The organism is Streptomyces fuscichromogenes (assembly GCF_014645815.1).
Classification (GTDB): domain Bacteria; phylum Actinomycetota; class Actinomycetes; order Streptomycetales; family Streptomycetaceae; genus Streptomyces; species Streptomyces fuscichromogenes.
The window spans coordinates 67,956-87,185 of the sequence record NZ_BMML01000008.1 but is presented as its reverse complement, the minus strand read 5'-3'; the positions used below and the strand labels follow the sequence as shown (position 1 = coordinate 87,185).

The 19,230-nt window shown below is 71.4% G+C and carries 14 protein-coding genes and 1 pseudogene; 11 read left to right on the top strand and 4 right to left on the bottom strand.

All coding sequences use genetic code 11. From position 1 onward, the window contains the following. Positions 1-15 precede the first annotated feature (15 nt). Positions 16-1,213, bottom strand: a pseudogene (locus IEZ11_RS19010) (adenosine deaminase). A gap of 37 nt (positions 1,214-1,250) precedes the next feature. Here IEZ11_RS19010 and IEZ11_RS50950 point away from each other — a divergent pair. Continuing rightward, positions 1,251-1,982 (top strand): DUF4190 domain-containing protein, encoded by a 732-nt coding sequence (locus IEZ11_RS50950; RefSeq protein WP_229713164.1) that lies wholly within the window; start codon positions 1,251-1,253, stop codon positions 1,980-1,982. Positions 1,983-2,066: 84 nt separating this feature from the next. Here IEZ11_RS50950 and ybiA read toward each other — a convergent pair whose 3' ends face one another. Then, on the bottom strand, positions 2,067-2,639 hold the full coding sequence (gene ybiA / locus IEZ11_RS19000; RefSeq protein ID WP_189263996.1) for a riboflavin biosynthesis intermediates N-glycosidase: 573 nt from the start codon (positions 2,637-2,639) through the stop codon (positions 2,067-2,069). A gap of 209 nt (positions 2,640-2,848) precedes the next feature. Between ybiA and IEZ11_RS18995 the strand changes: the two genes are divergently transcribed. The 8 genes from IEZ11_RS18995 to IEZ11_RS18960 all read left to right on the top strand — a co-directional run bounded on the left by IEZ11_RS18995 (position 2,849) and on the right by IEZ11_RS18960 (position 12,611). Further along, on the top strand, positions 2,849-4,384 hold the full coding sequence (locus tag IEZ11_RS18995; protein WP_189263995.1) for a gamma-aminobutyraldehyde dehydrogenase: 1,536 nt from the start codon (positions 2,849-2,851) through the stop codon (positions 4,382-4,384). 55 nt (positions 4,385-4,439) lie between these two features. Continuing rightward, positions 4,440-5,675: a polyamine ABC transporter substrate-binding protein gene (locus IEZ11_RS18990; protein ID WP_189263994.1), complete on the top strand. Its 1,236-nt coding sequence runs from the start codon at positions 4,440-4,442 to the stop codon at positions 5,673-5,675. Positions 5,676-5,682: 7 nt separating this feature from the next. Beyond that, positions 5,683-6,828, top strand: a complete 1,146-nt coding sequence (locus IEZ11_RS18985; RefSeq protein WP_189263993.1) for an ABC transporter ATP-binding protein — start codon at positions 5,683-5,685, stop codon at positions 6,826-6,828. Continuing rightward, entirely contained in the window at positions 6,828-7,760 is a 933-nt protein-coding gene (locus IEZ11_RS18980; protein WP_189263992.1) for an ABC transporter permease, read from the top strand. Before IEZ11_RS18985 ends, IEZ11_RS18980 begins: the two co-directional genes overlap by 1 nt. Further along, positions 7,761-8,561, top strand: a complete 801-nt coding sequence (locus tag IEZ11_RS18975) for an ABC transporter permease (protein ID WP_189263991.1) — start codon at positions 7,761-7,763, stop codon at positions 8,559-8,561. It abuts the gene before it with no gap. Between the two features lie 32 nt (positions 8,562-8,593). Then, on the top strand, positions 8,594-10,021 hold the full coding sequence (locus tag IEZ11_RS18970) for an NAD(P)/FAD-dependent oxidoreductase (protein ID WP_189263990.1): 1,428 nt from the start codon (positions 8,594-8,596) through the stop codon (positions 10,019-10,021). Positions 10,022-10,172: 151 nt separating this feature from the next. After that, on the top strand, positions 10,173-10,616 hold the full coding sequence (locus tag IEZ11_RS18965) for a hypothetical protein (RefSeq protein ID WP_189263989.1): 444 nt from the start codon (positions 10,173-10,175) through the stop codon (positions 10,614-10,616). A 216-nt stretch (positions 10,617-10,832) separates the two neighbouring features. Beyond that, positions 10,833-12,611, top strand: a complete 1,779-nt coding sequence (locus IEZ11_RS18960) for a chitinase (protein WP_189264243.1) — start codon at positions 10,833-10,835, stop codon at positions 12,609-12,611. Here the strand turns inward: IEZ11_RS18960 and IEZ11_RS18955 are convergent. Together IEZ11_RS18955 and gabT are read right to left on the bottom strand one after the other, a co-directional pair. Then, positions 12,550-13,416 (bottom strand): phosphatase PAP2 family protein, encoded by an 867-nt coding sequence (locus IEZ11_RS18955; protein WP_229713162.1) that lies wholly within the window; start codon positions 13,414-13,416, stop codon positions 12,550-12,552. The two genes, IEZ11_RS18960 and IEZ11_RS18955, sit on opposite strands and share 62 nt — an antisense overlap. A gap of 222 nt (positions 13,417-13,638) precedes the next feature. Then, positions 13,639-14,973: a 4-aminobutyrate--2-oxoglutarate transaminase gene (gabT, locus tag IEZ11_RS18950; RefSeq protein ID WP_189263987.1), complete on the bottom strand. Its 1,335-nt coding sequence runs from the start codon at positions 14,971-14,973 to the stop codon at positions 13,639-13,641. Positions 14,974-15,276: 303 nt separating this feature from the next. Here gabT and IEZ11_RS18945 point away from each other — a divergent pair, with 303 nt between their 5' ends. Both IEZ11_RS18945 and IEZ11_RS18940 read left to right on the top strand, forming a co-directional pair. After that, the gene (locus IEZ11_RS18945; RefSeq protein WP_189263986.1) at positions 15,277-17,442 is read left to right on the top strand and encodes a type IV secretory system conjugative DNA transfer family protein; all 2,166 of its coding nucleotides are present in this window, start codon (positions 15,277-15,279) and stop codon (positions 17,440-17,442) included. A gap of 105 nt (positions 17,443-17,547) precedes the next feature. Then, positions 17,548-19,113 carry a PucR family transcriptional regulator gene (locus IEZ11_RS18940; RefSeq protein ID WP_189263985.1) on the top strand — a complete coding sequence of 522 codons (1,566 nt, stop codon included), beginning with the start codon at positions 17,548-17,550 and terminating at the stop codon, positions 19,111-19,113. Positions 19,114-19,230 lie beyond the last annotated feature (117 nt).

Genomic DNA, 19,230 nt, shown 5'->3' with positions numbered 1-19,230 from the left:
TTCCGCAGGGGCTCGTCAGGGGGCGAGCCATGCCTTCGTGTAAGCGTCGATCTCGGCGGAGATCCTCGCCTTGCCCGGCATGTCCAGGAAGGACGCCTCCACGGCGTTCTTCGCGAGGTCCGCGATGCCGCGCTCGTCGAGACCGAGCAGGCGGGCGGCGACCGCGTACTCGCCGTTCAGGTCGGTGCCGAACATCGGCGGGTCGTCGGAGTTGACCGTGACCAGGACACCGGCGTCGACGAAGTCCCTGATCGGGTGCTCTGCGAGGGTGCGGACCGCACGGGTGGCGATGTTGGAGGTCGGGCACACCTCCAGCGCGATCCGGTGCTCGGCGAGGTGGGCGAGGAGCTTCGGGTCCTGCGCGGAGCTGGTGCCGTGGCCGATGCGCTCGGCGCCCAGGTAGGTCAGCGCGTCCCAGACCGTGCCCGGTCCGGTGGTCTCGCCCGCGTGCGGGACGGAGCGCAGACCGGCCGCGATCGCCCGGTCGAAGTACGGCTTGAACTGCGGCCGGGGCACCCCGATCTCGGGGCCGCCGAGACCGAACGAGACCAGGCCCTCCGGGCGGAGCCGGTCGTCGGTCGCCAGCCGGGCCGTCTCCTCGGCGGCCTCCAGCCCCGCCTCGCCGGGGATGTCGAAGCACCAGCGCAGCACCGTGCCGAACTCCGCCTCCGCGGCCTTGCGCGCGTCCTCGATGGCGTCCATGAAGGCCCGCGCGTCGATCCCGCGCCGGGTGGACGAGAACGGGGTGATGGTCAGCTCGGCGTAGCGCACCTGCTGGCGGGCCAGCTCGCGGGCCACCTCGTAGGTGAGCAGCCGTACGTCCTCGGGCGTGCGGATCAGGTCGACGACCGAGAGGTAGACCTCGATGAAGTGGGCGAAGTCCGTGAACGTGAAGTAGTCGGCCAGCGCCTCGGGGTCGGTCGGGACCCTGGAGTCGGGGTGCCGGGCGGCCAGTTCCGACACGATGCGGGGGGAGGCGGAGCCGACGTGGTGGACGTGCAGTTCGGCCTTGGGCAGTCCGGCGACGAAGGCGTGCACATCGCGCAGGGCGGCGGGTTCGGTGTGGCGGTCGGACAAGGGGTTCCTCCCCGGAACGGCGCGGGCCGCCCACGGCGGGGAACGGCCGTGGGGCCCTGCGCGGTGATCGGCTGATCGGTGACTCCGGGTCATCGTAGGCCGGGCCGCAGGTGGACGGCGGGGCGGGCCGTAGCATGACGGCGGCATGCGGTCGGGAGAGGGGACATCGCGAGATGGCTGACGAGACGCCGGAGGCTCCGAAGGTACGGCTGGACAAGGCCGCCGAGGGGGCGGGGGCCGGAGCGGCGGCGCCGGTGGTGCCGCCGTCGGTCCATGACCGGTGGACGGTCGCTGCGCCGCCGGGGCCGGACGGCTCCGCGGACGCACCGGCACAGAGCCGGGCCAACCCCTTCGCCGCGCCGTCCGACACGCCACCGGCTCCGCCGGCGAACCCCTTCGCGGCCCCGGACCCGGCCGCGCCGGCGCCCAACCCCTACGCGCCGCCCGCCGCGACGCAGCCGCGGACTGCGGCGGTGCCGCCACCGCCGATCGCCCCGAACGGGCCGGGGCCGGTCCCGTACGGCTACCCCGGCGCCCCCGCTCCCGGCGCCCCGGTGCCGGGGTACGGCTACCCCGGGCAGCCGCTGCCGTCGTATCCGGCGGCCGGGCCCGGGGGGTACGGCGGCTGGCCCGGCATGCAGCGGGCGCCCGACAACGGGCTGGGGACGGCGAGCATGGTGACCGGGATCATCAGTGCGATCGGGTTCTGCCTGGCGCCGGTCGCGTTGGTGATGGGGGTGCTGGCCATCGTGTTCGGGTCGATCGGGCGGGCCAGGGTGAAGCGCGGGACGGCGACGAACGGTGGGCAGGCGCTCGCGGGGATCATCTGCGGGTCGGCGGGGCTGGTGCTCGCCGCGGCGTTCATCACGCTGATCGTGGTGGCGGGGAGCCGGGGGAGCCGATAAAGGTCGTCGTTCGGGTGCGGGTGGTCGGGGGCCGGTCGCGCCCACGCGGCGGAGCCGCACTTCGAATCAGCCCCGCGCCCCTTTTCAGGTGGGACCAGTTCCGCCTGCCGCCAAGCGGGCCCGCGCCTCCATCAACGCGAACCCCAGCAGGTTCAGCCCCCTCCACCGCGCCGGATCCTCCGCGCCCGCGTCCGTCGCCGCCAGGCCGATGCCCCACACCCGGTCCACCGGGCTCGCCTCCACCAGGACCCGGTCGCCGGTCGCCAGCAGGAAGGTCCGTAGCCCGGCGTCGGCAGCGAACTTGTGCACGCTGCCCTCGGTGACGATGCGCAGCCGCTCCCTCTCCCATATCGCCTCGTCGAAGCCCCGGACCAGGCGGCCCGCCTTCTTCGCCTCGGCGGGGTGTGCCGAGGCCAGGACCGCGCGCTCCGCCTCCGCGTCCCCGAAGAGCCGGGCCTTTCCCGCCATCATCCAGTGCTCCGCGGTCGCGTACTCCACCCCGTCGACCACGAAGCGTGACGGCCACCACTGGCTCAGGCAGCTCGCCGAGACCTGCCCGTCCGGCCGCGGCCGGTGTCCCCAGAAGTGCAGGTACCTGATCCTGGCCCCCGCCTGGACCGCCCTGATCAGGGCCTCCACAGAATCGATCTTCGCCATGCACGCCAGTCTGGCAGCCACCACTGACACTCCGTCCTGCCTTTTCCCTGCCGACTCGACACCTGGTCGACAGATTCCGTCGCGTAACCAAAAGGCAACAACGGAATCACTTGTTGGTCGCCCCTTGCTCTGCCAGGATCGGCAGTCAAATCGAGCTGGAGCTACGCCACCCGCCTCTCGGGGCGGGGTGACGGCGGAGGAGAAGCGACATGGACAACCCGGGCACCGCCACCCCGGAGACCTTCCCCGCGCAGGAGCGGCTCGCGGGCGGCGCGCAGTACATCGCGGGACGGTTCGCCAAGGGCACGTCGGGCCGTACGCACGCCGTCGTCGACCCGGCCACCGGCGCGGACGTGTACACGTACGAGCTGGCCGGCACCGAGGACGTCGACCGGGCCGTGGCCGCCGCGCGGGACGCCTTCCCGGGCTGGGCCGGGACCACCCCCGGCGAGCGGTCGGACGTGCTGCACCGGTTCGCCGCCGTGCTCGCCGACCGTGCCGAGGAGTTCGCCCGCGCCGAGTCCCTCCAGTGCGGCAAGCCGCTGAAGCTCACGCGCGAGTTCGACGTACCGGGGACCATCGACAACACCGCGTTCTTCGCGGGGGCGGCCCGGCACCTCCAGGGGCAGGCGGCCGCCGAGTACTCCGGTGACCACACCTCGTACGTCCGCCGCGAGCCCATCGGCGTCGTCGGCTCCATCGCGCCCTGGAACTACCCCCTCCAGATGGCCGCCTGGAAGATCCTTCCGGCGATCGCCGCCGGCAACACCATCGTGCTCAAGCCGGCCGAGCTGACCCCGCTGACCTCGCTGCTGTTCGCCGAGGCCGCCACGCTCGCCGGTGTCCCGGACGGTGTCATCAACATCGTCACCGGCACGGGGCGGGAGGCCGGTGAGCACCTCGTCGGGCACCCCGACGTCGCCATGACCTCCTTCACCGGGTCCACCGGTGTCGGCAAGCGGGTCGCCGAGGTCGCCACCGCGACCGTCAAGCGGCTCCACCTGGAGCTCGGCGGCAAGGCGCCGTTCGTGGTCTTCGACGACGCGTATCTGGAGGCGGCCGTCAACGGGGCCGTCGCCGGGGCACTGATCAACACCGGGCAGGACTGCACCGCCGCCACGCGCGCGTACGTGCAGCGGCCGCTCTACGAGGCGTTCGTGGAGGGGACGGCCGCCCTGATGGAGACGGTGCGGCTGGGGGACCCGTTCGCTCCCGGTACCGATCTCGGGCCGCTGATCTCGCACGCCCAGCGGGACCGGGTCGCCGGGTTCGTGGAGCGGGCGCGCGGCTACGCGCGCGTGGTGACCGGCGGCGAGCCGCCGCAGGACGAGCTGAAGAGCGGCGCGTACTACCGGCCCACCCTGATCGCGGACGCCCCGCAGGACAGCGAGATCGTCCAGTCCGAGATCTTCGGCCCCGTGCTGGTCGTTCTGCCGTTCGACAGTGATGATGAGGGCATCCGGCTGGCCAACGACACCCCGTACGGTCTGGCCGCCTCCGCGTGGACCAGCGGCGTCTACCGGGCGAACCGCGCGACCCGCGAGATCAAGGCGGGGTGCGTGTGGGTCAACGACCACATTCCGATCATCAGCGAGATGCCGCACGGCGGCTACAAGGCGTCCGGCTTCGGCAAGGACATGTCGACGTACTCGTTCGAGGAGTACACCCAGGTCAAGCACGTAATGTTCGACAATACGGCGGTGGCGCGGAAGGACTGGCACCGCACGATCTTCGGGGACCGATAGTCAGATCATCGGCCGTTCGTCACGGCGGCCCCCTTCCCGAAAGGGCATCAAGCGCATGAGGCAGTACGAGCCCGACCGCCCGACCCCGGTCGAACTGGCCGCCATCCGGCAGAGCCTCCGCACCGGCCGGGCCGCCCTGGCCCGCCGGTCGTTCCTGGGCGGCGCGCTCGCGGTGGGCGGCGTCGGGGCGCTGAGCGCCTGCGGCATCCCCGCGGCCGGCAAGTCCCAGGGCGGGGTCTCCGCCGACGACCACTCGGCCACGGAGAAGGTCGTCAACTTCTCCAACTGGCCCGAGTACATCGACGTCGACGACAGCGGGAAGAAGCACCCGACCCTTGACGCGTTCCGCAAGCGGACCGGCATCACGGTGAAGTACACCGAGGACATCAACGACAACGACGAGTTCTTCGGCAAGATCCAGCCGCAGCTCGCCGCCGGCCAGGACACCGGCCGGGACCTGATCGTCCTCACCGACTGGCTGGCCGCCCGCATGATCAGGCTCGGCTACGTCCAGAAACTCGACGCGTCCAACCTGCCGCACGCCTTCGCCAACCTGTCGGACCAGTTCCGCGCCCCCGACTGGGACCCGGGCCGGGCCTACTCCTACCCCTGGCAGGGCATCTCGACGGTCGTCGCCTTCAACAAGAAGGCACTGAACGGCGTCGAGGTGAAGTCGGTCTCCGACCTGCTCGACAACCCCGCGCTCAAGGGCCGCGTCGGCCTGCTCACGGAGATGCGCGACACCGTCGGCATGACCATGCTCGACATGGGCATCGACCCGGCGACCTTCACCGACGACAACTACGACTCGGTGATCGCCCGGCTCCAGAAGGCCGTCGACAAGGGGCAGATCCGCCGCTTCACCGGCAACGACTACACCTCGGACCTCAGCAAGGGCGACCTGGCCGCCTGCGTCGCCTGGGGCGGCGACATCGTGCAGCTCCAGGCCGACAACCCGGACGTCGACTACGTCATCCCGGCCAGCGGCTACATGACGTCGACCGACAACATGCTGATCCCCAACAAGGCGCGCCACAAGACGAACGCCGAGCGGCTCATCGACTACTACTACGAGCCCCAGCAGGCCGCGGAACTCGCCGCCTACATCAACTACGTCAGCCCGGTCGCGGACGTGCAGCCGTACCTCGCCAAGATCGACAAGTCGGCGGCCAGCAACCCGCTGATCGTTCCCGACAAGGCCATGCAGGCCAAGTCCCGCGCCTTCCGCTCCCTGAGCTCGAAGGAAGAGACGGCCTACCAGCAGAAGTTCGCGAAGCTCACAGGGGCGTGACGACACCATGACGACAGACACCAGCGGCGACGTCCGCCTCACCGGTATCGGCAAGACCTACGACAACGGGTTCACCGCCGTACAGCCGATGGACCTGACCGTGCCGCAGGGCTCCTTCTTCGCCCTCCTCGGCGCCTCCGGCTGCGGCAAGACCACCACCCTGCGCATGATCGCGGGCCTGGAGGAGCCGACCAGCGGCACCGTGCACCTCGGCGACCAGGACGTGACCCATCTGCCGCCGTACAAGAGGCCGGTGAACACGGTCTTCCAGTCCTACGCCCTCTTCCCGCACCTCGACATCTTCGAGAACGTCGCCTTCGGCCTGCGCCGGCGCGGCATCAAGAGCGTGAAGAAGCAGGTCGAGGACATGCTGGAGCTGGTCCAGCTGGGCGAGCAGGCCCGCAAGAAGCCGCACCAGCTCTCCGGCGGCCAGCAGCAGCGGGTCGCGGTGGCCCGCGCGCTCATCAACCACCCCAAGGTGCTCCTCCTCGACGAACCGCTCGGCGCCCTCGACCTCAAGCTGCGCCGCCAGATGCAGCTGGAGCTCAAGCGGATCCAGACCGAGGTCGGCATCACCTTCGTGCACGTCACGCACGACCAGGAGGAGGCCATGACCATGGCCGACACGGTCGCCGTGATGAACGCGGGCCGCGTCGAGCAGCTCGGCTCCCCGGCCGACCTCTACGAGAACCCGAACACCACGTTCGTCGCCAACTTCCTCGGCACCTCGAACCTGATCGAGGCCGAGGTCGACACGAAGAACGGCGACGACATCATCCTCAAGGCCGGCGACGGGAAGCTGGTGCTGCCCGAGGCGCGATGTTCGGCGCCGACCACGACCGGTGGCAAGGTGCTGGTAGGGGTCCGCCCCGAGAAGATCTCCCTCACCCACGCCGACGACGCGGGCTCCATCCCCGAGGGCCGCAACCGCATCACCGGCAAGGTCGCCGACGCCAGTTTCATCGGCGTCTCCACGCAGTACGTCATCGACAGCGCCGTCTGCCCCGAGTTCGCGGTGTACGTACAGAACGTCGAGCGCGACGGGCGACTGGTGCCCGGTGCCGACGTCGTCCTGCACTGGAGCCCGGCCCACACCTTCGGTCTCGACGCCGACCAGGACATCGACGCCGGCACCGAGGAGGAGGCCGCCTGATGGCCACGCTCTCCGAGGCGCCGCCGCCGCTGGCGCCCGCCGAACCCGAGACGAAGAAGCCCGCGCGCAGGCGCGGCAGGTGGACCCCCTACTGGCTGCTGCTGCCCGGCATCCTCTGGCTGGTCGTCTTCTTCGCGCTGCCGATGATCTACCAGGGGTCCACGTCGATCCAGACGGGCTCCCTGGAAGAGGGCTACAAGGTCACCTGGCACTTCGCGACCTACTGGGACGCGCTGAGCGAGTACTGGCCGCAGTTCCTCAGGTCCGTCTTCTACGCCGCCGCGGCCACCGTCCTGTGCCTGCTGCTCGGCTACCCGCTGGCGTACCTGATCGCCTTCCGCGCCGGGCGCTGGCGCAACCTGATCATGATCCTGGTGATCGCGCCGTTCTTCACCAGCTTCCTGATCCGCACCCTGGCCTGGAAGACGATCCTCGCCGACAACGGCCCGGTCGTGCACGTCCTGAACTCGCTGCACATCCTGAGCGTCACCGACTTCCTCGGCTGGACGGCCGGCGACCGTGTCCTCGCCACCCCGCTGGCGGTGGTGTGCGGTCTGACGTACAACTTCCTGCCGTTCATGATCCTGCCGCTCTACACCTCGCTGGAGCGGATCGACGGACGGCTGCACGAGGCCGCCGGCGACCTGTACGCCAAGCCGTGGACGACGTTCCGGAAGGTCACCTTCCCGCTGTCGATGCCGGGCGTGGTCTCCGGCACGCTGCTGACCTTCATCCCGGCGGCCGGTGACTACGTCAACGCCGAACTCCTCGGCTCGACCGACACCCGCATGATCGGAAACGTGATCCAGACGCAGTTCCTGCGGATTCTCGACTATCCGACGGCGGCCGCGCTGTCCTTCATCCTCATGGCCGCGATCCTCGCCATGGTCACGATCTACATTCGCCGGTCCGGGACGGAGGATCTGGTCTAAATGCCCGTCGTCAACTGGTTCAAGAAACGTCTCGTCGTCATCGCGGGACTGCTGACCCTCGGATATCTGCTGCTTCCGAACGTCATCGTCACGGTGTTCTCCTTCAACAAACCGAAGGGGCGCTTCAACTACGAATGGCAGCAGTTCTCGCTCGACGCCTGGAAGCAGCCGTGCGGCGTCGCCGACATGTGCGGCTCGCTCTCGATCAGCCTCCGGATCGCCACCCTGGCGACGATCGGCGCCACCGTGCTCGGCACGATGATCGCCTTCGCGCTGGTCCGCTACCGCTTCCGCGCCCGCGGCGCCGTGAACTCGCTGATCTTCCTGCCGATGGCGATGCCCGAGGTCGTCATGGCGGCCTCGCTGCTCACCCTGTTCCTCAACATGGGCGCCCAGCTGGGCTTCTACACCATCCTGATCGCCCACATCATGTTCTGCCTCAGCTTCGTCGTCACCGCGGTCAAGGCGCGCGTGATGTCGATGGACCCGCGCCTGGAGGAGGCGGCCCGGGACCTCTACGCCGGACCGGTGCAGACGTTCGTCAGGGTCACCCTCCCCATCGCGGCCCCCGGGATCGCGGCGGGCGCGCTGCTCTCCTTCGCGCTCTCCTTCGACGATTTCATCATCACCAATTTCAACGCCGGCTCCACCGTCACCTTCCCCATGTTCGTCTGGGGTTCGGCACAGCGCGGTACGCCCGTTCAGATCAACGTCATCGGTACGGCCATGTTCCTGGTCGCCGTACTGTTCGTGCTGGCGTCGATGCTCGTCAACAACCGCCGCAACAGGCAAAAGGCATAGCCCTTAATTGACTCTGTAGGGAGTTGGAAATCATGGCCCCAAGCGCCATGAGCCGTCAGGCAGACTGGACCAGGTCTCTTTCCGAAGCACAGCCGGTGCCGTACTGGCTGGAAGACCCCGGCAAGCCCCACCCCGAGCCCGCGCTGACCGGCGCCGACACCTGCGACCTGCTGGTCGTCGGCGGCGGGTACAGCGGACTGTGGACCGCGCTGTGCGCCAAGGAGCGCGACCCCGGGCGCGATGTGGTCCTGCTGGAAGGCCACGAGGTGGGCTGGGCCGCCTCGGGCCGCAACGGCGGCTTCTGCGCCGCCTCCCTCACCCACGGGCTGCCCAACGGCCTCGCCCGCTGGCCCGAGGAGATCCACCGGCTCCAGGAGCTGGGCCGACGCAACCTCGACGAGATCGAGGCCGCCGTCGACCGGCACGGCATCGACTGCGAGTTCGAACGCACCGGCGAGATCGACGTGGCGACCGAGACCTACCAGGCGTGGGAACTGCGCGACTGGCACCAGGACCTGGAACGGCAGGGCCTCGCGGACGACATCGAGTTCCTCGACGCCGACGCGGTGCGCGCACAGGTGAACTCGCCGACCTTCGAGGCGGGCCTGTGGGACCGCCGGGGCGTGGCCATGCTCAACCCGGCCAAGCTCGCCTGGGGCCTGAAGCAGGCGTGCCTGGCCCTCGGCGTCCGGGTGTACGAGCACACGCCCGCCCTGGCCCTGAAGGCCTACGGCGCCGGCATGGCCGTACGCACCCCGTACGGATCGGTCCGCGCCCGGCAGGTCGCGCTCGCCACCAACATCTTCCCGAACCTGCTCAAGCGGGTCCGCGCCTACACCGTCCCGGTCTACGACTACGCCCTGATGACCGAGCCGCTCACCGCCGAGCAGCTCGGCGCGATCGGCTGGAAGAACCGGCAGGGCCTCGGCGACTCCGCCAACCAGTTCCACTACTTCCGGCTCTCCGCCGACAACCGCATCCTGTGGGGCGGCTACGACGCCATCCACCACTACGGCGGCCGGGTGCGCCGCGAGTACGACGACCGCCCGGAGACCTACGCCAAGCTCGCCGGGCACTTCTTCTCCTGCTTCCCGCAGCTGGAGGGCGTCCGCTTCACGCACGCCTGGGGCGGCGCGATCGACACCTGCTCCCGTTTCTCGGCGTTCTTCGGCACCGCGCACCAGGGGAAGGTGGCGTACGCGGCGGGCTACACCGGCCTCGGCGTCGGTGCCACCCGGTTCGGCGCCGACGTGATGCTGGACCTGCTGGCGGGGGAGGAGACCGAGCGCACCCGCCTGGAGATGGTCCGCAAGAAGCCGCTGCCGTTCCCGCCCGAGCCGTTCGCCTGGACGGGCATCGCCCTCACCAAGTGGTCGCTGGCCCGTGCCGACGCCCACGGCGGACGCCGGAACCTGTGGCTCAGGGCGATGGACCGGCTGGGGCTGGGCTTCGACAGCTGAGTCCGTCGGCTGAGTCCGTCGGCGGTCAACGTCCGGTGTGATCCGGTTCACTCCAACGGGGTGCTGAAACCCGCGTAATGCCCCCCGAAGACCTCCCTCTCTCCCCGTGACGCGAAGCCCGCGTCGACGAGCGAGATGGGGAGGTCTTCTGATGACTGGGGCGAAGACAGCGGTCGAGTGGCTGGCATCCGTCGCACCGGATCCCGAGGCGTGCCGCTGGGAATGGGAGCGCAACCCGCTGGGGATCGCGCTGCTGCCCGCCGGCCGGGCCTGGGACGTGCTGATCCTGCCGGGCGAGCTCGGCTATCCGACCCTCGACGTGCTCACCCGCGTCCTCGATCAACCGGGACCCGTCCTGGTCGACTTCGGGGACAACCGGGTGGGCTTCTTCGTGCCGCCCGGAACGGCCGCGCGGTGGCTCGGCACCGGGATCCGTACGGCAGGCGCCGGGACCTGGATCGTCGTGCCGTATCCCGGACGGTCGACCCAGGGGGTGCGGTGGCTGGTGATGCCGGACGGGGCGGGGACGCTGACGGATCCGGCGCTGCTGGAACTGGCGATGCACGAGGCTGCCGCCGGCCTGGCCGACGGCTGAGCGCCGTGCGGGTGTCGGTTGTCGGCCGGCCGCGGCTGTGTCGTGGCTGGTCGCGCAGTTCCCCGCGCCCCTGACGGGGCGCTGTCGTGTGGGCGGCGCCGAGGGGGGCGCGGGTCTTGACAAGCCAATTGGTCTGGACCAAGTTGAGTGCGCACCCCACCTCCAAATCCCCCACCTCCGGAGGCACTTGTGGTTCGCGCGAGACCTGCCCTCGGCATGCTCACGGCCCTGCTGCTGGCCGTGCCCGGTATCACCGCGCTCTCGTCGGCCGCCCGTGCGGCCGACGCCGACCTCGTCGTCAACGGCGGGTTCGAGTCCGGCCTGTCCGGCTGGACCTGCACGGCGGGCAGCGGTACGACGGTCAACTCACCGGTGCACAGCGGGGCTTCCGCGCTCCAGGCGACCCCGGCCGGCAGCGACAACGCCCAGTGCGCGCAGACCGTGACCGTCAAGCCGGGCTCGCAGTACACCCTGTCCGGCTACGTCCGCGGCTCCTACGTCTACCTCGGGGCGAGCGGCACCGGGACCACCGACGTCTCCACCTGGACCCAGTCCGCCCCCGACTGGCAGAAGCTCACGACCACGTTCACCACGGGTGCCTCGACCACCAAGGTCACCATCTACACCCACGGCTGGTACGGCACCGGCGCCTACTACGCCGACGACGTGTCGCTGGTCGGTCCGGGCGCGGACGCGGGACAGCCGCCGGCCGCGCCGACGGGCCTGAAGGCCGGCACCGTCACCTCCACCGGCGTGGCCCTGTCCTGGACCGCGGTCACCGGCGCCACGAGCTACGCGGTCTACCGGAACGGGGCGGAAGTCCAGACGGCGAACGGGACTTCGGCGACCGTGACCGGCCTGTCCCCGGCCACGGCGTACAGCTTCCAGGTCACCGCCGTGAACGCCGCGGGCGAGTCCGCGAAGTCGGCCGCGGTCACGGCCACCACGTCCGCCGGCTCCCCGGGGGGCGGCTCCGCCGACCTGCCCACCCATGCCCTCGTCGGCTACCTGCACGCCTCCTTCGCCAACGGCTCCGGCTACACCCGGCTCGCCGACGTCCCCGACAGCTGGGACGTCATCGACCTGGCCTTCGGCGAACCGACCTCGGCCACCTCCGGGGACATCCGCTTCAACCGCTGCCCGGTCACCGAGTGCGCCGGCGTCGAGAGCGACGCCGACTTCAAGGCGGCGATCAAGGCCAAGCAGGCGGCCGGCAAGAAGGTGCTGATCTCCATCGGCGGCGCCAACGGCCAGGTCCAGCTCACCACGACGGCCGCCCGGGACGCCTTCGTCTCCTCCGTCTCGAACATCATCGACACCTACGGCCTCGACGGCCTGGACATCGACTTCGAGGGCCACTCGCTCTCCCTGGACACGAGCGACACGGACTTCAAGAACCCGACGACCCCGGTGATCGTCAATCTCATCTCCGCCCTGAAGACCCTCAAGGCCAAGTACGGTGCGAAGTTCGTCCTCTCCATGGCGCCGGAGACCTTCTTCGTGCAGATGGGCTACCAGTACTACGGCACCGGCAAGTGGGGCGGCCAGGACCCGCGCTGCGGGGCCTACCTCCCGGTCGTCTACGCCCTTCGCGACGACCTGACCCTGCTGCACGTCCAGGACTACAACTCGGGCCCGATCATGGGCCTCGACAACCAGTACCACTCGATGGGCGGCGCCGACTTCCACATTGCCATGACCGACATGCTGCTCACCGGCTTTCCGGTGGCGGGCGACGCCGGCAACGTCTTCCCGCCGCTGCGCCCCGACCAGATCGCGATCGGCATGCCGGCGTCGGTCAACGCGGGCAACGGCTACGTGGCCCCGGCCGAGGTCACCAAGGCCCTGGACTGCCTGACGAGGAAGACGAACTGCGGGTCGTACGCCACCCACGGCACCTGGCCGGCCCTGCGCGGCCTGATGACCTGGTCGGTCAACTGGGACCGGTACTCGAACTGGGAGTTCCAGAAGACCTTCGACGCGTACTTCGGCTGAGCAGCAGCCTCAGCGACGTCAGCAGGACGGTGGCCAGGCACCAGCTGGCCACCACGTCCAGCGGCCAGTGCCAGCCGCGCCGGACCAGGCCGTAGGAGACACCGAGGACCAGGGCCGCGCAGATCCCGACGGCGGTCCGGCGGGCCGCCGCGGACGTGAGCCAGGGGAGGAGGATCAGGGTGGCGGAGCCGTACGCGATGGCGGCGGTCGCCGTGTGGCCGGAGGGGAAGTAGCCGACCGCCGGGGGCACCGCCGGGGTCCCCGGCCGGGCGGTCCAGTCCTTCAGCGGCACGATGACCGCCGGGACCAGGGCCATCAGCACGGCGGCGGCCGTCGGGGGCAGCCACCAGCGGTCTGTACCAATGGCACGGCCGCGGCGGGCGACGTAACCGATGACGAGCACCAGGACCGGGACCGCGATCTGCACGTTCCCGAGGTCGGAGAGGAGCTCGGAGAACCGGTCCGGACGGACGAGCGCGCCGCTCAGACGGCTGTCCACGCGCAGCAGCGGGCCATGGGCCACGACCTGCCAGGTGATCAGCGCGAAGAGAAGGGCCGGCAGGCCCAGAAGTGCCAGGAGCCCCGCGAATCCCGCGAAGGGGGAGCGATGGAAGGAGGTCGGCCGCCCCGGAACAGGGGGGGTAGTTCCGAGGCGGCCGTCCGGATCGGAACGCCGCGCGCCCCGGGGGGTTTGGGGCGGGCGACCGTCCGATCGGTGAGGAGATCCGGAGCCGGAGGCCCCGGTTGTGTGCGCGAGGGCACGACCAGGTCGAAGCTGGGGAGGCCCCGGCCTGAAATCGCCCACAGTCCCCTGTGGGCGGGGTGTATCTCTCATCTGGATAGAACCTACGGCAGGGTCCGGTGCGGCGACAGGCGGAATCGCGTCCCGCCATCCACCTCGCACACCTTCTTCACACGGCCTGACGGGGGCCGCTCCAGCCCCGCGCATCACACCAGGTGGGAGGGGTGGAGCGGTTGTGGCACAGGGGTTCGAGCCCCTGTGGGCCCGCTGCGAGAACCCTGTGGCTCAGATCCGTGCGAAGGCCTGCTCGATGATGTCGAGGCCCTCGTTGAGGAGGTCCTCGCCGATGACGAGCGGGGGCAGGAAACGGAGCACGTTGCCGTACGTGCCACAGGTCAGGACCAGCAGTCCCTCCTGGTGGCAGGCCTTGGCGAGGGCCGCGGTGGCCTCCGGGTTCGGCTCCTTGGTGGCGCGGTCCTTGACCAGCTCGACGGCGATCATCGCGCCCCGGCCCCGGATGTCGCCGATGACGTCGAACTTCTCGGCCATGGCGGCGAGACGCGGCTTCATGACCGCCTCGATGTTCTTCGCCCTGGCGTTGAGGTCGAGCTCCTTCATGGTCTCGATGGCACCGAGCGCACCGGCACAGGCGACGGGGTTGCCGCCGTAGGTGCCGCCCAGGCCACCGGCGTGCGCGGCGTCCATGATCTCGGCGCGACCGGTCACGGCGGCCAGCGGGAGACCGCCCGCGATGCCCTTGGCGGTGGTGATCAGGTCCGGGACGATCCCCTCGTCCTCGCACGCGAACCACTGACCCGTACGGCAGAACCCGGACTGGATCTCGTCCGCGACGAAGACGATCCCGTTGTCCCTGGCGAACTGGCTGAGCGCCGGCAGGAAGCCCTTGGCCGGCTCGATGAAGCCGCCCTCGCCGAGCACCGGCTCGATGATGATCGCGGCGACGTTGTCGGCGCCGACCTGCTTGCTGATCTGGTCGATGGCCTGCTTGGCGGCCTCCGGCCCGGCGTTCTCCGGCCCGGTCGGCCAGCGGTAGGCGTAGGCGACCGGGACCCGGTAGACCTCGGGCGCGAACGGACCGAAGCCGTGCTTGTACGGCATGTTCTTGGCGGTGAGCGCCATGGTGAGGTTGGTCCGCCCGTGGTAGCCGTGGTCGAACACGACGACGGCCTGGCGCTTGGTGTAGGCACGCGCGATCTTCACGGCGTTCTCGACGGCCTCGGCGCCGGAGTTGAACAGCGCGGACTTCTTCGCGTGGTCACCCGGGGTGAGCTCGGCGAGGGCCTCGGCGACCTCCACGTAGCCCTCGTACGGGGTGACCATGAAACAGGTGTGGGTGAAGTCGGCCAGCTGGGCGCTCGCCCGGCGTACGACGGCCTCGGCGGAGGCGCCGACGGAGGTCACGGCGATGCCGGAACCGAAGTCGATGAGGCGGTTGCCGTCGACGTCCTCGATGATGCCGCCGCCCGCGCGCACGGTGAAGACGGGCAGCACCGAGCCCACACCCTGCGCCACCGCGGCCAGGCGACGGGTCTGCAGCTCCTGCGACTTCGGGCCGGGGATGGCGGTGACGACGCGACGCTCCTGCGGAAGTGCGGTCATGGGGGCTCCCTGATGAGTGGTGCGAACCGATGCGTGCCGGGCGCGTCCCGTCCGGTTGCTCCGGTGGTGCGTTTTCGGACGCTTTCCTTCTTTCTTCGCAGGCTAGGGCCGGGTGCGAGAGGTGGGCATGCTCCATGTGGGCGTTGTCGGAGAGTGACGTTGTCCGTGGTGGACATAGTGCGGCCGGGGGGCCGGGCGCCCGGCCGGAGGGCTCCTCGGCCGCGTAAGCGGTGAACTCCCCTTGTGAGGGCGTTAGATTGGCCGCTGACGGTGGACGGAACGGCTGGTCAGGGAGCGAGAGCGATGGACAGCGACGGGACGCGGGACACGCGGCGTACGCATGCGAATCCTGTGCCGCGACCGGCGGGGCCACAGGACGCGGAGGTCACGCCGACCGAGGCGTCCGCGATGCCGCCACGACCGACGGCACCACCGGCCATGCCCCCGCTGCCGGACGGCTCCGCCTTCCTGGCCTGGCTGCGGGCGCCCAGGCCGGAGGCCGCGCCGGGGGTGTGGCGGTTCGGGTACCGGCCCCGGGCGGCGAAGGAACCCGAGGAACTGCCCACCCGGCAGCTGCTCAGCGGCGCCCTCATCGCCTTCCTGGTGGGCTGGCTGCTCTGGTCCCTGCTGACGCACGGGTACCTGGGGGCCTGGTGGGGGCTGCCGCTCCAACTCCTCCTCCCCGACTCGTGGCAGGGCGCGAACGGCTCGATCGCACCGACCGCGACCCGCTTCATCTATGAGGGGTACACGTACCTGGTCGCTCTCTCCATCATGCTCGTGGTGGGCAAGCTCGGCCGCTGGGGGGAGGTGTGGCGGCGGTTCGTGGTGCCCCTGTTCAGGGCTTCGGCGCCCCGCCAGGAACCCCCGGCCCCCGAGGAGGACCCCGCCCAGTGGCCCCACCTGCGCGCCGCGGGGGCGTCCGAGGCCGCCGACCGGCTCGCCGGGGAGGCCCGGAGCGGGCTGATGCGGGACGTGGACCAGGCCAGGATCGCCCGCGCCTGGCAGGGCGTACAGAGCGGCCGGCACAGCATGGCCACCTTCACCGCCGCCGTGGTCAGGGACGGCGCCGCCGCCTGTCTGCACCCCTCCGGCGAACGCGACCTGCCCGCCCGGCACGCCCGGCACGACCTGGTCACCGGCCAGGTCCGGCTGGGCACCACGGCCGACGACCCCCGCAACCCCTACCAGTACCGGGCCGCCGGGCTCGCCCTCGGCCCCGAACTGCTCGGCACCTCGCTGCTCGCCGTCGGCCCGGCCGGCTCCGGCAAGACCGGCTCCCTGGTCCGCCCGCTCGCCGAGTCGCTCTGCCTGCACGCGCTCGCCGGCCGCGCCTCCGTGGTCGTCGTCGGCGCGGCCGGCGCCGGCCTCGGACCCGCCGACGCCTACGACGTCGTCGTCAGCATCGCCCGCCCCGAGTCCGTCTACGACCTCGACCTGTACGGCGGCACCACCGACCCCGACGAGGCCGCCGCCATACTCGCCGAGGCCCTCGCCGGCGACCTCGCCGACCCGCACCCCGGCAGCGACAGCCGCCGCTCCACCACCGTCCTCGCCCAGCTGCTCGGCCCGTTCCGGGCGGTCCACGGCCGCTTCCCCTCCGTCCCCGAACTCCGCCAGCTCCTCGACGGCGCCCCCGGCCCGCTCGCCGCGCTCCGCAAGGCGCTGACGTCGACCGGCCACGAGTCGCTGCTGCGGGAGCTGGACGCGCGGGAACGCCAGATGGGACACCCGGGGGACGTCGGCGCGGTCCTGGCCGACCGCATCGCGCTCCTGGACCGCCCGGCCTTCGCCGGCTTCTTCGACACCTCCGGCCAGACCCGCCCCTTCTCCCTCAGGGCCCTCGACCACCCGGTCCGGGTCCGTATCGACCTGCCCGAGCGCGGCCACGCGGACGCCTCCCGGATCCTGGCCCGGCTGGTGCTCGCCCAGTTCACGGCGAGCGTGACGGTACGGGACGACCGCTCGCTCTTCTCCTGCCTGCTCCTGGACGACGCGACGGGTGTGGTGACACCGGAGGCGGTCCGTGCCCTCCAGCGGCTGCGCTCCGCGAACGCGGGCGTCGTGCTGACCCTGCGCACCCTGGACGACGTGCCCCGCCCGCTGCGCGGCCCGCTGCTCGGCGCCGCCGGCTGCCGGATGGCCTTCGCCGGACTCACCCCCTGGGACGGGCAGGACTTCGCCGAGGTCTGGGGCAAGGAGTGGACCGAGGCCCGGGACGTCACCGACCGCCAGATCATCGCGGAGACCCCGGCGGGCAAGGCGCTGCACGTGGTACGCCGGGTGATCACCGGGAAGGCGCCCACCGCACGGGCGGTCACCGTCCGGCAGGTTGAGCGCGAGCGCTGGTCGGCGTCGGAACTGGCGCACGGGGTGCCGCCGGGCCACGCGGTGCTGTCCCTCACGACGGTCAAGGGCGAGCACGCGCCCCCGCTGCTGGTGGACCTGAGGGACGGCGGCCGGCTCTGAACACGGGGGCACCCGCGACCGTACAGTGAGGCAGAATCGACAGAGGCCGTTCATACGGGACGGCCAAGACCGTTTCCCTCGCTGAAGAGAAGACCTGACGGCCTGATGCCACCGACGCTCGCCTCGCTCGTCCACCACTCCGCGCTCAAACTGACCGTGCGCGCGGGCGAGGACCGCCTCGACGTGCCCGTGCGCTGGGCCCATGTCAGCGAACTCGCCGACCCCGTGCCCTACATGGAGGGCGGGGAACTGCTCCTGATCACCGCGCTGAAGCTGGACGCGGAGAGTCCGGAGGCGATGCGGAAGTATGTGAAACGCCTGGTCGGAGCCGGTGTGGTGGGCCTCGGCTTCGCCGTCGGGGTCAACTACGACGAGATCCCCAAGGCCCTGGTCGACGCGGCCGAGCACGAGGGGCTGCCGCTGCTGGAGGTACCGCGCCGCACCCCCTTCCTCGCCATCAGCAAGGCCGTCTCGGCGGCGATCGCGGCCGACCAGTACCGGGCGGTGACGGCGGGCTTCGCCGCCCAGCGCGAACTGACCAGGCAGGCGCTGACGGCCGGCCCGGAGGGGCTGCTCGCCGCGCTCGCGGCACAGGTGGACGGCTGGGCGGCGCTGTACGACGCGTCCGGCGCGGTCGTCGCGACGGCGCCGGAGTGGGCGGGGCGCCGGGCGGCGCGCCTGACGGCGGAGGTGGAGCGGCTCCGGGAACGCCCGGCACCGGCGTCCTCGGTGGTCGGCGGCCCCGACAACGAGGACCGGGTGGAACTGCACTCCCTCGGCACCGGCCGCCGCCCGCGAGCGGCCCTGGCGGTCGGCACGGCCTCGGCGCTGGGCACGGCGGAGCGCTACGCCGTGCACTCCGCGATCGCCCTCCTCACCCTCACGACGGAACGCTCCCGCTCGCTGCACGCCGCCGAGCAGCGGGTCGGGGCGGCGGTGCTGCGGATGCTGCTCGCCGGGCAGCCGGACCACGCCCGAGGGGTCGCCGGCGACCTCTACGGCGGGCTGCTCGACGCCCCGTTCCGGGTGATCGTCGCGGACGCGGGGGCCGAGCTGCTGGCGGGTCTCACGGAGGCGGTGGAGTCGGCCGCGGCCCGTTCCGGGGAGGCGGTGCTGGTGGTGCCGGAGGGGGAGCGGCTGGTGGTGCTGGCCGCGGACGGGGGTGCGGCGGTCGCCGCGTGCCTGGAGTACGCGGCGGCCCGCGAGGCGGCGCGGGCGGTGCCGGAGCAGGGGGCCGCGGAGACCGACGAACCGGTCATCGGCCTGTCGGCTCCCTCCGGCCCGATCGCGGCGGCGGCCGCCTACAAACAGGCCGAACAGGCGCTGTCCGTGGCCCGGCGCCGGGGCCGGATCCTGGTCGAGCACGAGCAGCTGGCAGCGGGCTCGGTCCTGCCCCTCCTGGCCGACGACGCGGTCAAGGCGTTCGCCGACGGTCTGCTGAGGGCGCTGTACGAGCACGACGCCACCGGCCGGGGAGACCTGGTGGCCTCCATGCGCGCCTGGCTCTCCCGGCACGGCCAGTGGGACGCGGCGGCGGCGGACCTGGGCGTCCACCGCCACACCCTCCGCTACCGGATGCGCAGGGTCGAGGAGATCCTGGGCCGCTCCCTGGACGACCCGGACGTACGCATGGAGCTGTGGCTGGCCCTGAAGGCGACGTCGGCGGACTGACCGCCGGACCGGTACCGTGCCAAACCGGCGCGCCCCCCGCCCCCACCACTACACCCCGGACAAACGCACCCCCGCCCCCGCCGACCTACCGTGGAGGCGAACACCCAGCACATCCAC